This is a genomic window from Nannocystis sp. RBIL2 (assembly GCF_026626745.1).
Taxonomy (GTDB): Bacteria; Myxococcota_A; Polyangia; order Nannocystales; family Nannocystaceae; genus Nannocystis.
In genome coordinates this window covers 366,601-379,880 of record NZ_JAPNJW010000001.1, presented here as the reverse complement: position 1 = coordinate 379,880, position 13,280 = coordinate 366,601, and the positions used below count along the sequence as shown (strand labels likewise).

Annotated in this window: 10 protein-coding genes; 7 read left to right on the top strand and 3 right to left on the bottom strand. The window is 74.2% G+C overall.

The features are described 5' to 3' along the window. The first annotated feature begins 7 nt into the window (after positions 1-7). Complete coding sequence (locus OV090_RS01470; protein ID WP_267701642.1) at positions 8-1,225, top strand: cyanophycin synthetase; 1,218 nt, start codon at positions 8-10, stop codon at positions 1,223-1,225. Positions 1,226-1,348: 123 nt separating this feature from the next. Then, positions 1,349-1,990, top strand: a complete 642-nt coding sequence (locus OV090_RS01465; protein ID WP_267701641.1) for a DNA-3-methyladenine glycosylase 2 family protein — start codon at positions 1,349-1,351, stop codon at positions 1,988-1,990. Positions 1,991-2,220: 230 nt separating this feature from the next. Here OV090_RS01465 and OV090_RS01460 read toward each other — a convergent pair whose 3' ends face one another. Next, entirely contained in the window at positions 2,221-2,559 is a 339-nt protein-coding gene (locus OV090_RS01460; protein ID WP_267701640.1) for a hypothetical protein, read from the bottom strand. A gap of 96 nt (positions 2,560-2,655) precedes the next feature. After that, complete coding sequence (locus OV090_RS50415) at positions 2,656-3,243, bottom strand: 2OG-Fe(II) oxygenase (RefSeq protein WP_267701639.1); 588 nt, start codon at positions 3,241-3,243, stop codon at positions 2,656-2,658. 40 nt (positions 3,244-3,283) lie between these two features. On the opposite strand from OV090_RS50415, the gene OV090_RS01450 reads away from it, so the two are divergent. Continuing rightward, positions 3,284-3,997: a redoxin family protein gene (locus OV090_RS01450; protein ID WP_267701638.1), complete on the top strand. Its 714-nt coding sequence runs from the start codon at positions 3,284-3,286 to the stop codon at positions 3,995-3,997. Positions 3,998-4,215: 218 nt separating this feature from the next. Here OV090_RS01450 and OV090_RS01445 read toward each other — a convergent pair whose 3' ends face one another. After that, the gene (locus OV090_RS01445; protein WP_267701637.1) at positions 4,216-4,959 is read right to left on the bottom strand and encodes a MopE-related protein; all 744 of its coding nucleotides are present in this window, start codon (positions 4,957-4,959) and stop codon (positions 4,216-4,218) included. Between the two features lie 42 nt (positions 4,960-5,001). On the opposite strand from OV090_RS01445, the gene OV090_RS01440 reads away from it, so the two are divergent. From OV090_RS01440 to OV090_RS50410, 4 genes are read left to right on the top strand one after another with little or no spacing between them, the layout of a single operon-like run. Then, positions 5,002-5,475: a hypothetical protein gene (locus OV090_RS01440; RefSeq protein WP_267701636.1), complete on the top strand. Its 474-nt coding sequence runs from the start codon at positions 5,002-5,004 to the stop codon at positions 5,473-5,475. Next, positions 5,472-6,662 carry a tetratricopeptide repeat protein gene (locus OV090_RS01435; RefSeq protein WP_267701635.1) on the top strand — a complete coding sequence of 397 codons (1,191 nt, stop codon included), beginning with the start codon at positions 5,472-5,474 and terminating at the stop codon, positions 6,660-6,662. The genes OV090_RS01440 and OV090_RS01435 overlap by 4 nt, the downstream gene beginning before the upstream one ends. Next, complete coding sequence (locus OV090_RS01430) at positions 6,659-8,056, top strand: AI-2E family transporter (RefSeq protein ID WP_267701634.1); 1,398 nt, start codon at positions 6,659-6,661, stop codon at positions 8,054-8,056. The genes OV090_RS01435 and OV090_RS01430 overlap by 4 nt, the downstream gene beginning before the upstream one ends. Beyond that, positions 8,053-13,263, top strand: a complete 5,211-nt coding sequence (locus tag OV090_RS50410) for a sigma 54-interacting transcriptional regulator (RefSeq protein ID WP_267701633.1) — start codon at positions 8,053-8,055, stop codon at positions 13,261-13,263. Before OV090_RS01430 ends, OV090_RS50410 begins: the two co-directional genes overlap by 4 nt. Positions 13,264-13,280: the final 17 nt, after the last annotated feature.

The window sequence follows — 13,280 nt, the reverse complement described above, 5'->3', positions numbered from 1 at the left end:
CATGTCCATGAAGACACCTCCGGCCTGGCAGCTGGCGCTGTTCGCCAGGCGCTCCCTGGGGGTGATCCGCGGGCTCGAGGCGGTGCGGGCGGCCCACGTGGCGCTCGGCGAGCCGGGCGCCGGGGTGCCCGTGGTCCACGTGGTCGGCACCAACGGCAAGGGCTCCACGTCGGCGATGGTGGCCCACGCGCTGCGGCGACGCGGCCGGCGGGTCGGCCTCTACACGAGCCCGCACCTGCACCGGGTGGGCGAGCGGATCCGGCTCGACGGGGTGCCGCTCACCGACGCGGCGATGGAGCTGCTGGTCGAGCGCGTGCTGCGGCTCGAGGGCCCGGCGCTGCCGCGCCCGCTGACGTTCTTCGAGGTGCTCACGGCGGCGGCGCTGCTGGCGTTCGCCGAGGCTGGCGTCGAGGTCATGGTCTTGGAGACAGGTCTGGGCGGCCGCCTCGACGCGACCGGGGTGGTGCCGGCGACGGTGACGCTGATGACGCCGATCGACCTCGATCATCAGGCGTACCTCGGCGACACGATCGAGGCGATCGCGGGCGAGAAGGCGGCGGTGATGCGCGACGGGGCGCCGGTGTGGTCGGCGCCGCAACAGCCGGCGGCAGCGGCGGTGCTGCGCGCGGCGGCGGCGGCGCACCGGGTGCGCCTCGAGTTCGTCGAGCCGCTGATGCGCGCGCCCGAGGGCCTGCCGGGGGAGCATCAGCGGGTCAACGGCGCGCTGGCGCTGGCCGGCGCGCGGTTCATCGACGCGGGAGTGACCGCGAGCGACCTCGACGGGGTGCGCTGGCCGGGTCGGTGCGAGCGGGTGGCCAGCGGCGGCGGGACTGTGGTGTTCGACGCCGGACACAACCCGCACGGGATCGCGGCGCTCGTGACCTGGCTCGAAGGACAGCCGCATCCGGGGCGGGCGCTCGTGTTCGGCTGCCTGGCCGACAAGGACGCGCCGGGGATGCTGGCGCAGCTGCGACGGCTCCACGCGCCGATCTGGCTGGTGCCGGCGGGGCCGGGCGGTTACGACCTGGCGCCGCTGCAGACCGCCGAGACGCGGCTGTTCCTCGACGGGATCGGGCCAGCGTTTCACGCGGCGTGGCGCGAGCACCTGGCCGCCGGGGGGGAGCTGGTGGTGTGCGGTTCGCACATGCTCGTGGGCCAGCTGCGCGAAGAGGTGCTCGGCGAGGTCGCGGACGAGCTGCCGCTCACCGATCCACTCCGGCGCTGAGACGACTGTCCGCGACTCGCCCGCGCATGCCGGAAGCGGACCCCTGCAGGCCGATGGATCGCGCGCGCGATTGCGCGTACAAGGGCGTGAGGCCCGGGCGTTGCGAGCCCGGCGAGGCGAACGATGGCGCAGACGCGACCGCTCCCTTACGACACCGACGCTGCGGCGGCTCACCTGCGCCGCAGTCACAAGGCGATGAAGCGGCTGATCGATCGGCTCGGGCCGATCACGCTGCGGCGCGACGCGGGCGCGAGCCCGTACGGGGCGCTGGCGCGATCGATCGTGTTCCAGCAGCTGGCGGGCGCGGCGGCGTCGACGATCTACGGGCGCGCCTGTCTGCTCGGTGAGGGCGGCCAGTTCCCCGAGCCCGCGGCGTTGCTGGCGTTGCCGGCGGAGCGGCTGCGCGGGGCCGGGTTGTCGGCGGGCAAGCAGGCTGCCCTCAAGGACCTGGCCCAAAAGACACTCGACGGCGTGGTCCCGACGCTGCGCGCGCTGGCGCGGATGGACGACGAGACAATCATCGAGCGCCTGACGCAGGTCCGCGGGATCGGGCGCTGGACAGTCGAGATGATGCTGATCTTCCGCCTCGGTCGCCCCGACGTGTGGCCGGTCGGCGACTTCGCGGTCCGCAAGGGCTACGGGCAGACGTTTGGACTGCCCGAGTCGCCGACCCAGCGCGAGCTCGACGCACTCGGGGAGCCGTTCTCGCCGTACCGCAGCGCGGCGGCCTGGTACTTCTGGCGCTCGCTCGACACTCAGACGTGAGCCGGAGACGGCGCTGACCTCCGCAGCGCGGCCACGAGTGACTGCTGGCGCTCGCTCGACCCGTAGACGTGAGCCGCGCCGGGAGGCCGTCGCTCACTCGTGCGGCACCACTAGTGACTGCTGGCGCTCGACCCGCGGACGTGAGCCGCGCCGGAGGGCCGTCGCTCACTCGTGCGGCGCCGCCTGTTACTTCCGGCGCTCGCTCGGCATTCGGAAGTGAGACGCGCCGCTCACTCGCCGAGGCCGAGGCGACGGCGGACGCGGGCGGCGAGGTCGCGGGCGCGGCCGGCGGGGCCGAGGGCGCGCGGTGGGGGGGCGCCGGGGAGGCTGTCCGGTTGGACCTGGCGCTTGCGACCTGTCCGAAAGGACGTGGTCGCAAGGGCAGGTGCTTGCATGAGCAGCTTGACCAGGGCGGTGACCAGCTCGACGGGGCTGTCGGCGCGGACCTCGAGGCCGACCTTGCCGGAGGGGTCTTCGGCGGCGCCGCGCGCGACCGTGCGCGTGCCATCCGAGCGGACCTCGATGACGATCCGGCTGACGATCGGGAGATCCTCGTCGGCGCTGCTCATGCGCCGGAAGCTAGCACGCCCGGGCGGAGCGCGCCGCCGCACCCGCGCGAGCAGCGAACGGCCGCAGCGTGACGTCGAGACGGACGCCGCGACAGACTACGGGGACGATCCCTCGCGGGGCGCGCGAGGGCCCTTGTAGAGGATGTCGCAGCGGACCGCGTACTTGCGGCCGGTGACGACGGCGCGGACCTCGTGCAGGTGCCGGTGCTGAAACAACACGCCGAGGCCGGTGTGCGGGACCACGGTCTGTTCGAGGTGGAGGAAGTGGGTCTCGCCGCCGGTGAAGTCCTCGTTGAGGTAGACCATGAAGGTCAGCAGGCTGCGCTCGTCGTCGGCGCGGACGCAGGCGCTGTCGAAGTGCGGGGCGAACCGCTCGCCGGGGTCGTAGCGGTAGCAGCGGAGGCGCTCGTGGACGCCGAGCACGGTCATGGCGCCGATCTGCGGCGGCACCGCGGGCCGGGCCCGCTCGAACAGCAGGGCGGCGAGCTCGGGGTCGTCGATGATGACGCGCTTGTTGGTGCGAAGCTCGGGGCGCAGCACCGGGGCGCGCAGCATGGTGACCGGGGCGCGCACCGGGCCGAGCGACTCGATGCGATCGATCAGCGCGACGCACTCGCTGGCCGTGAGCACGTCGTCGACGGTCCAGACCGGCGGGTGTGACAGGTCGAGCGATCGGTGGTACACCCGCCCAGGATACGCAAAAGCGCCCATCCAGGAGCCTGCCGTGACCCCGCGAACTTTGCTCGCCCTCGCCCTCGCTCTGACCGCCTGTGACGGCGCCAAGCCGCCCGCTGCCGCCGGAACGCCGACCAAGACGCCTCCCGCCGACGGTGAGGCGAAGGCGGCCACACCTACCCCGGCGCCGCCGGCGAATCCTCTCGCCGACCCGGCGGCGGTGGCGGCGATCGGCAAGCCCGCGCCCGACTTCACCCTGCCCACCGCCGACGGCAAGACGATCAAGCTGTCCGATCTGCGCGGCAAGACCGTGGTGCTCGAGTGGTTCAACCCCGAGTGCCCGTTCGTGAAGGCGGCGCACGACGCCGGCCCGCTCAAGGACCTCGCGGCCAAGACGACGGCGGCGACGCCGACGGTCACGTGGCTGGCGATCAACTCCGGCGCGCCGGGCAAGCAGGGCCACGGCGCGGAGGCCAACCAGGCGGCGGCGAAGAACTGGTCGCTGGCCCACCCGATCCTGCTCGACGAGACAGGCGCGGTCGGCCACGCGTACGGGGCCACCAACACGCCGCACATGTACATCGTCGACGCCGAGGGGGCGCTGGTCTACCGCGGCGGCCTCGACAACGCGCCGATGAACGAAGCGGAGGGCGGCACCCGTGTGGCCCTGTTCGAGGACGCGCTGGCGGCCGTGCTGGCGGGCAAGCCGGTCGAGCAGTCCGACACGCGCGCGTGGGGCTGCTCGGTCAAGTACGCGAAGTGACGGCGCGCTCGCGGCCGGCGAGCATGAGCGCCCAGGGCGAGGGCCTGCACGAGCGAGCGCTGCGTGCGGGCCCTCGGCTGTTCTTGCGGACAGGTCTCTGAGGGTCGCGACGAAAGGACATGTCCTGAAGAAGCTGCTTCAAGGGACATGCCCGGAAGCACATATGAGAACGGCGCGGGCCCGGAGGGCGCCGCGCCGCCAGGGGCCGCGGGGGGCGGTTACTTGTTCTTGAGCTTCGCGGCCTCTTCGGCGGTGAGGCAGCGGTCGTCGACGACGTTGTTGCAGTCGTCGTCGAGGTTGTTGCAGATCTCCTGGCTCGGCTGGACATTGGCGACGCACTGGACGCGGCCGCCGAGGCACTGCATCACGCCGGGGGCGCACACGCCGACCTTGCCGGTCTGGCAGGCGACGCCGGTGCCCGGGACGTCCTCGTCGATCTTGTCGTCGCAGTCGTTGTCGAGGCCGTCGCACACCTCGGCCTTGATCGAGGGCTGCGGGGCGTCACACGTGGCGCCCTTGCCGTCGGCGTTGCACTTCCAGACGCCGGAGGACTTGCACTCGCCCTTGCCGATCGTGCAGGTGGCACCCTCGCGCTCGAAGTCGTTGTCGACGATGCCGTCGCAGTCGTCGTCCTTGCGGTTGCAGAGCTCCTTGACCGGGGTCACCTGGCCGGAGCACGCGCCCCAGACCGCGTCGTCGCTGCAGGTGCGCGTGCCGTCCTTGCAGAGGCCGCGGCCCGAGGTGCCCTGCGGGCCGTCGTAGCAGGACTCGAGGATCTTCGGCTTGCACTGCGCGGGCTTGCTGCCGGCCGAGTTGAGCTCCTCGAGGAGCCGCTGCCGCTCGAGGTTCTGGTCGGTATTGGCGCAAGCGCCCACGAAGGCGCCGATCGCGAGCCCGGCGAGGCATCCGCGGCGGAGGATCCCTGTGCCGAAGGCGAAAAAGGACGCGGCGGGGTTTCCCATGGCCGGGACTATACACCGCCTGATATCATCCGCCGCATCAAAGTGTCCCTGCTGGGCAAAGTCTACCTCTTGGTCAGCCTCATCCTGCTCGCGCTGGGCCTCGTGTGGACGATCGTCACGCTGGGTGCGAACACCGGATGGGTCGAGGTGGTGCTCTACCTGCCGGCCGCCGATCTTTCCCCGTCGCTCGTCCGCCGCCGCTTCGAGGTCCACTCGGCCGCGCTGATGGCCGGATGGGTCGTCACCGTGGCGCTCCTGGCCGTGGCGGCCATCCGGGCGCCGTTTCGGATCCGTGCCGCGGCAATCGCGCAACGGCGCACCCGCGAGCTCGAGCGCGAGGTCCTCGAGCTCCGCACCTTGCCCCTGCGACAGGAGGACGAGGACGAACTGCTGGCCCGCGAGGCCCATCTCAGCGACACGCGTCGGCCGGTGATGCTCGGCGCGTCGGCCCAGAGCATGGCGGCGACGCGGGCGTGGCCGGGTTCGCCGGCGAGGCGCGAAGGAGACGTCGGGTGAGCGAGCTGCTGGCGATCGTGGCCGCCGTGTTGGCCGGCGGCGGAATCGGGGCAGCCCTGGCCTGGTGGCGGCTGGCGCCGCGACGCGAGGCGATCGAGCGGCTGGCTCGCCGCGGCCACGTGGTCCACGAGCTCGCCGAGGGCGACGTCGAGAACGTGGCCGAAGAGCTCGAGCGGATCGCCGAGGTCGAGCCGAACGACGCGACCGTGTTCCTCGCCCTGGCCGCGCTCGACCGCCGCCGCGGCCGCGTCGAGCGGGCCAAGGCGCTGCACCGCACGGTCCTGGCGTCGGCCGAGTTGGCGCCCGAGCTGCGGGTCGCCGGCCTGGTCGGACTCGGGCGCGATCTGCTGGCTCAGGGCAACGAGCAGGCGGCCGTCGGGGCGCTGACGCGGGCGATCAGCCTGGCGCCGCGCTCGGTGGCGACGCTCGAGTCGCTGGCGCAGGCGCTCGAGCAAGCGGGCGCCTGGGAGCGCGCGGCGGCGGCGTGGGAGCGCCACGAGAAGCTGGCCCCGGCGCGTCGACGTAGGCAATCGCGGATCGGTCGCGGCCACGCAATCGCCGGGCAGGCGCTCGCGGCCCTGCACGAGGGCGATCCCTTCAAGGCGCGCAAGCTGGTCGAGCGCGCGCTCGAGCTGGCGCCCGACAGCGGTCACGTGTGGACCGCGCGGGCCCGCGTCGCCGCGGCCGCGGGCGCCCGCGAAGAGGCGCTCGAGGCCTGGCAGCGCGCCTGGGAGCTGGCGCCCGCAGGCGCGCAGGTGCTGACGGCCGAGGCCTGGTCGTGGGCGATGGAGGAGGGCGCCCAGGACGAGCTGCTCGAGCGCATGCAGGCGAGCTTGCGCACGGCGAACGCCAGCAGCCTCGTGGCGGCGCTGGCCGAGCGCGTGGCCAGGCGCGACCCGGACCAGGCGGCCGTGGCGCTCGCCCGGGTCGCGTCCCGCTCCCCCGCGGCGGCGCTAGGACTGATACGCTTGCGCCTCGCTCAGGGGCCGCGCGACGCGGCCCTCGACGCCTCGGTCCGCGACGCCGCGATGAAAGACATCACGCCCCCCATGCTCGTGTGCCGGCAATGCGCCGCGCCGATGGCCAGGTTCGGCTTCCGCTGCAGCTGCGGGGCCTGGGACAGCGCCGTCGCAGTCGAAGACCTGGGCCCGCGCCGCGGCCACGATCCCGGCAGGAGCCGCCCATGACCGAACCCGTGCCGTCGCGCCGGCGCGAGTTCCTCGCGTCGATCGGTCAGTTCCTGCGGCTGTGGGGCTTCCTGCTGTTCCCGGTGCTGCTGGCCATCGTCTTCCGCGAGGTGATGGTCCCGTTCGTGTTCGCGTTCGCCCTGGCGTACCTGATGGCGCCGGTGATCAACCGGATGCAGGTCCGGCTCGGACGTGTCCTTTCGGTCATCCTCGTCTATCTGTCGCTGTTCGGGCTGATGACGGCCTTCCTGACGCTGTTCTTGCCGGCGCTGGTGGCGGACTTCTCGCGCCTGCGCGACACGGCGCCGGCGGCGATCGAGTACCTCGATCAGAACGTGCTGCCGCAGGCGTCGCGGTGGGTCGACGGCTCGCTCGGCACGCTCCACCAGCTCGACGAGGCGGCGCTGGCGACGGTGCCGGTCGAGCCGCCGAAGCCCTCGGAGCTGCTGGCCAAGCCGAACCGGGACGGCTCGTGGTCGATCAGCCTCGAAGGCGCGCGCCTCCACGTCTCCGACGCCGGCGACGGCCGCTACACGATCGCGGCCCCGAGCTCGTCGGAAGAGAAGAAGCTGACCGACACCCTGCGCAAGCTGGTGATGTCGAAGGGCACCGAGTACACCGGCCAGATCGCAGGGTTCCTCCGCAGCCTGGTCAGCGGGGTCACGACCTTCCTGACCAACTTCACCATCACGCTGATGCTGGCGGCGTTCATCCTCGTCAACCCGCAGCGGGTGACGGGCTTCGTGCGGGCGATGGTGCCGATCCAGTACCGCCGCACCTACGACGAGATCATGGGGCTGCTCGACGTCGGCCTCGCCGGGGTCATCCGCGGTCAGCTGTTGATCTGCCTGGTCAACGGCGTGCTGACCTACATCGGCCTCGTCATCTTCGACATCAAGTACAGCTTCTTGCTGGCGGTGGTGGCGGCGGCGTTCAGCCTGGTGCCGATCTTCGGCACCATCATCTCGTCGATCCCGATCCTGCTGGTCGCGCTGGTGTCGAACGAGAACGGGTTGTCGTTCGGGCCGCCGCTGCTGATGTTGGCGTGGATCGCCGGCATCCACTTGCTCGAGGCCAACGTCTTCAACCCGAAGATCATCGGCGACGCGGCGCACATGCACCCGGTCGTGGTGATCTTCGCGCTGCTGGCCGGTGAGCACGTGTACGGGCTGACCGGCGCGCTGCTGGCCGCGCCGGTGGCGAGCATGCTGCAGACCCTGTTCCTGTTCGCGTTCCGCCGCTCGCGCTTCCACCACGGGCCGAGCACCTCGGGCGACGTGGTCCCGGCCACGCAGTCGGTGACGACGTCGGTCGAGGCGTCGCGCGTGTCGGCCGACTCCGGCAGCTTCGTCGCGGCCGACAGCGACGCCTCGGACCGCTTCACCGGGCCGTGACGGAGGGCGCCGTGGGCGGTGCGGAGCGCGACCTCGCCTTCGGCCTCCCGCCTCGGTTCGTCGCGGTCGCGCGGCTCGGCGAGGGCGCCGAGGGCGGGACATGGACGGCCCTGGACGCCGACGCCGGCGGCCGGCGCGTCGCCCTCAAGCGGGTGCCGCCGGAGCGCGTGGGGCAGGTGCGCCAGGCCTTCCGCGTGCTGCGGCGGGTCAGCTCGCCGCACCTGCCGGCGGCGCTCGAGCTGCTCCAAGAGACAGGCGGCGGCGCATGGCTGGTGACGGGGTGGATCGACGGCGCGGTGCTGCAGCCTGGGCCGGTGGCGGCGAGCGAGGCGCTGGCCGAGGCGATCGCGGTGGCCCACGCGTTGCGGGCGATCCACGAGGCCGGCACGCACCACGGCGACGTCAGCCCGGGCAACGTGCTCGCGGGCGAGGGCGGGGTGGTGCTCACCGACTTCGGCCAGGTCGGCTGCCTCGGCTGCGGGACGCCCGGCTTCCTCGCGCCCGAGGCGCTAGCGGGCGGCGGAGGCCCGGCGGCCGACGTGTTCGCGCTCGGGTGCCTGCTGTGCTTCCGCCTGTTCGGGGCGGCGCCGTGGGCCCGTCCGGAAGGGCTGGTCGACGCGCTGCGCCGCGGCGAGCGGGCGGTCGACGCGAGGTTGGCCGAGCTGGCCGCGGGCGCGGCGGTGCCGGAGGAATTGCTGGCGCTGCTGCGCCGCCTGCTGGCGCTCGACGGGGCGCGCCGCCTGGTCGACCTGCGGCTGGTGCTGGCGCGGCTTCAGGCGTTACTCGAGACATGTCGCCAGGGACATGGCTCCGAGGGCATGTCCTCGGGGTCAGGCCCGACGTGGTGGCTGCCGGCGCGCTGGCCGTACGCGGGCACGTCGCTGGCGCCGGCGCTGGCGATGCTGCTGCCGGCGCCGCGAGCCCGGCTGGTCGCGGTGGCGGGGCCGCCCGGGGCAGGCCGGGGGCGTGTGGTCGAGGAGCTGGTGGCCACGCTGCAGGCCCAGGCCGAGGGGCCGCCGGCGCGGCTGTGCCCGGCGGAGCGGCTCGGGGCGGCGCTACAGGTCCCGGCCGCGGGGTGGATCGAGGCGTGGATCGCCGGGGCGGAGGAGGCGGTGTTCGGGCTGCCCGAGGCGCCGCAGTGGCCGGGTGACCTGGCCGAAGAGACCGGTGACGAAGGACATGTCGCGAGGCGCAGGGCGGCGGTGCTGGCCGCGGCGGCGGCGATGGCCCGGACGACGCTGATCGTGCCGGTGTCGCCAGCGCTGGGGTCGGCGCTGGCTCGCGCGGGGGCAGAGGCTGCCGGACGCGGCGAGCCGCCGATCGCGGTGCTGGAGCTGCGGCCGTGGACCGAGGCCGAGCTGCTGCAGGCGCTGCAACCGGTGCTCGACCCGCCGGAGGAGCGCGCTGGCTGGGCCGAGGCGCTGCGGGCGGCCACGGGCGGCTGGCCAGGGGCGACCGTGGAGGCGATCGAGGCCAGCGCGCGGGCGATGCTGGCCAGGCCGACGCCGGAGGGGATCGCCGGGGCGGCGGCGACGACCCGCGGGGCGCTCGACGCCGGTCGGGCCTGCCTGGTGCTCGAGGCGGCCTGGACCGCGGAAGGCCGCGAGGCGGCGGTCGCCACGGGCGCAGGGCTGCAGGCGGCGCACCTGTTCGCGCCCGGCGGGGTGCCGCTCGGCTGGGCCCTGGCGGCGGCGCGGCGGACGTTCGGGCCGCGCCTGCGCGATCTGGCGCGCGAGCGGCTCGCCGAGCTGGAAGATCTGGCAGGGCGTGAAGGACATGGCGAAGAGGACATGTCTGGAGGGACAGCCCGAAGCGTGACTCTGGCGCTGGCGGTCGACGCCGAGTCTCCAGCGGCGGTGTCGCGCTGGCTGGCGGGGTGCCCGGAGACCGGGGGGGCGTGGGAGCGCGATCCGGCGTTGCCGCGCCTGCTCGAGCGGATCGACGCGAGGCTGCCGGACGCGTCCCGGGCCAAGCTGGCGGCGGCGCTGTTGCGCGCGGGGCAGGCCGGTCGGGCGTTGACGCTGGCCACCGGCGGCGGGCCCCGCTGCGCGCTGGTGGCTGCGCGGGCGCTCGAGCAGACGGGGCGGGCCGGAGAAGCGCTGGTCCGCCTCGATGCGCTGCTCGCCGAGCCGGAGCTGTCCGGGGACCTGCGCGCGACCGGGCTCGGGCTGCGCTGGCGCGCCCTGACCGACCTCGGACGCGCGAGCGAGGCGGTGCTCGAGGTGGAGCAGCTGGTGGCGTCCGAGCTGGCGAAGAGGACAGGTCTCGAGGGACAGGTCGAAGCGTCGGTCAGGGGGAGCGTCACGGCTGGCGTCGAAGCGGCGGACGCGAGTGCGAAGGGGAAGGGCGGCGAGCGGGTCGAAGAGACAGGCGCGGGCGGGCCGTCCGCGGGTCCGAAGAAGAACCGGCGAGCGAGTCGCGGCGCGGGGGATTCTTCGGCGACGGGCGCCGCGGTCGAGCCGGAGAGTCTGGTCCAAGGAGCAGGTCTCTTCGAGCATGCCCTCGAGGACAGGCCACGCGCCGCGCTCGCGGCGAGCGGGCCCGGGGCTGCCGAGGCATGGCTATGGGCGGCGCTGGCGGCGATCTACGGCGGCGCCGAGGGGCGCGCGGAGGACTGGTTGGCGCGCGCGGAGGCGCGGCTCGGCGGGGCTGCAGGGCACGCGGGGCTGCAGGCGCGGATCGATCAGGTGCGCGGCAACCTGGCGCACCTGCGCGGGCAGCTCGGGCAGGCGGAGGCGGCCTACGAGCGGGCGGCCGCGGGGTTCGAGCGCGCGGGCGAGGCGATCGGGCGCACGCTGCTGGCGGCCAACCTGGCGGCGCTGGCGATCCTCAGCGGCGAGCTCGGTCGCGGCCTCGAGCACGGGCGGCAGGCGCTGCGCGGCTACCTGGCGCTCGGGCGCGTGCAGGCGCTGCCGGAGCTGGCCGAGAACCTCGTGCAGCTGCTGGTGCGAGCCGGCGCGCAGGCCGAGGCGGTGCGGCTGCACGTGCTGCTGGCGCAGACGCTGAGCGGGACGTCGGGGTCGCTGGCGCAGGCGCGGCTCGAGCGGGTGCAGGCGGAGCTGGTGTGGGGCGAACGGCTGCGCGGACAGGGCAGCGACGCCGCGGTGGCGCACGCGTTCGCGGCGGCGGCCGAGGCCCTGCAGCGCGCCGGGGCGACGCGCGACGCCGGCGAGGCGATGCTGCGGGCGGCCGCGGCGGCGCGGCGCAGCGGGCAACCGGCGCGCGCCGCCGAGCTGCTGGCAGTGGCCGAGCGCGGCCTCGCCGACGGCGACGAGGAGCTGCAGGTCGCGGCGGCGCTCGAGCGCGTGCTGGCGGCGGGGGCCGGCGGCGTGCCCGGCGAGCTCGCGCCCGCCTGCCGTGCCCTGGCCGAGTTGCCGCGACCCGACGACCTCGCTGCGCGCGGACGCCTCGAGCTCGCCTGGCACTACGACCATGTCCTTCACGCTATCCTGAGCCCGAGCGACCCGCGCCGGCCGGCGCTCGCCAGACGTGCCGCGCGCACATGGGAGGTTCTGATGAGCAAGATCCCCGACCTCGACAAGCCCAGCGCGCGCGCGGCCCTGCTCGCGGAGTCCGGCGATCGCGCGGCAGTCGCCGCGCTCGTCAGTGACCTGCCCGAAAGTACAGGTGAGCCGCCCGAAGAGGCTCCGCCGCAGGAGGCCCGGCGCAGCGGCGACGCCGGCCAGCTGCTGCGGATGTACCGGCGGCTGGTCCGCGAGGACGACCTCGAGCGCCTGCTGGCGCAGGTGGTCGACGCGGCGATGGAGCTGTGCGACGCGGAGCGGGGGGCGATCGCAGTGCTGCCGTCGCCGCCGATGCGCAGCAGCGAGGCTGCGGCGCCGACCCTGGTCGCGCGCGAGCTCGCTGGCGGGGCCGGCGGCACGTTCTCGCGCTCGGTGCTCGACCGCGTGCTCGCCGAGGGCACGCCGATCCTCAGCGTCGACGCGATCACCGACGACCGCTTCGGGCAGTCGCGCTCGATCAGCCACCTCAACCTGCGCAGCGTGCTGGCGGTGCCGCTGGTCCACCGCGGCGCGCTGCTCGGGGCGCTCTACGTCGACCACCGGCTGCGCCGCGGGGCCTGGGGCGAGGCCGACCTGGCGCGGCTTGAGGAGTACGCCGAGCTGGCGGCGCTGGCGATCGCGCACCGCGGGGCTGTGGCCGCGCTGGCGGAGCGCGGGCGCGAGCTGGCGGCGCTGCTCGAGGAGCGCGAGCTCGAGGTCCGCGGCCTGCGCGAGGCCGCTCGCACGCCGGAGCGACGCGGCTACCGCAACATGGTCGGAGGGACAGGTTCGATCCAGGCGGTGTTCCGCCTGGTCGACCGCCTGGCCGACAGCGACGTGCCGGTCGTCATCTACGGCGAGAGCGGCACCGGCAAGGAGCTGGTGGCGCGGGCGATCCACGACGGTGGTGCGCGGCGGGCCCGGCCGTTCGTGGCCGAGAATTGCGGGGCGATCCCGGAGACGCTGCTCGAGAGCGTGCTGTTCGGCCATGCCAAGGGCGCGTTCACGGGGGCGCAGCGGGCCACGCCGGGGCTGTTCGAGGCGGCCGACGGCGGCTCGCTGTTCCTCGACGAGATCGGCGAGATGAGCCCGGCGATGCAGACCAAGCTGCTGCGCGTGCTGCAGGAGGGCGAGGTCCGGCGGGTCGGCGACACCACGGTGCGCAAGATCGACGTGCGCGTGATCGCGGCCAGCAACCGCGACCTCGACGCGATGGTGGCGGCCGGGCAGTTCCGCAAGGACCTGCTGTATCGGGTGCGAGTGGTGAAGGTCGAGCTGCCGCCGCTGCGCGCGCGCACCGAGGACCTGCCGCTGCTCATCGAGCATTTCTTGGGCAAATACGACCGCAGTCGTCGGCTCACCGTCGGCGCCGCGGCGATCCGGCTGCTGGCGCGCTACGCGTGGCCGGGCAACATCCGCGAGCTCGAGAACGAGGTGCAGCGGTGGGTCGCGCTGTGCGAGGCCCGCGTCGAGCCCGACGACCTGTCGCCGGCGATCCGCGAGGCCCCGGCGAGCGGTGCGCCCGACCCGGACGACCTGCGCCTGCGGCCGCGCGTGGAGCGACTCGAGCGCGAGCTGATCGACCGGGCGTTGCAGCTGGCCGGCGGCAATCAGACGCGCGCGGCGACGCTGCTCGGGCTGTCGCGGTTCGGCTTGCAGAAGAAGCTGCGGCGGCTCGAGAGCGGCGGCGACGACGAGGATTAGCCGAGGACGCGCAGGTC

Coding starts and splice junctions, on each gene's coding strand:
- OV090_RS01430 (WP_267701634.1), top strand. CDS start 6,659: ATGACCGAACCCGTGCCGTCGCGCCGGCGCGAGTTCCTCGCGTCGATC.
- OV090_RS01470 (WP_267701642.1), top strand. CDS start 8: ATGAAGACACCTCCGGCCTGGCAGCTGGCGCTGTTCGCCAGGCGCTCC.
- OV090_RS01445 (WP_267701637.1), bottom strand. CDS start 4,959: ATGGGAAACCCCGCCGCGTCCTTTTTCGCCTTCGGCACAGGGATCCTC.
- OV090_RS01465 (WP_267701641.1), top strand. CDS start 1,349: ATGGCGCAGACGCGACCGCTCCCTTACGACACCGACGCTGCGGCGGCT.
- OV090_RS01460 (WP_267701640.1), bottom strand. CDS start 2,559: ATGAGCAGCGCCGACGAGGATCTCCCGATCGTCAGCCGGATCGTCATC.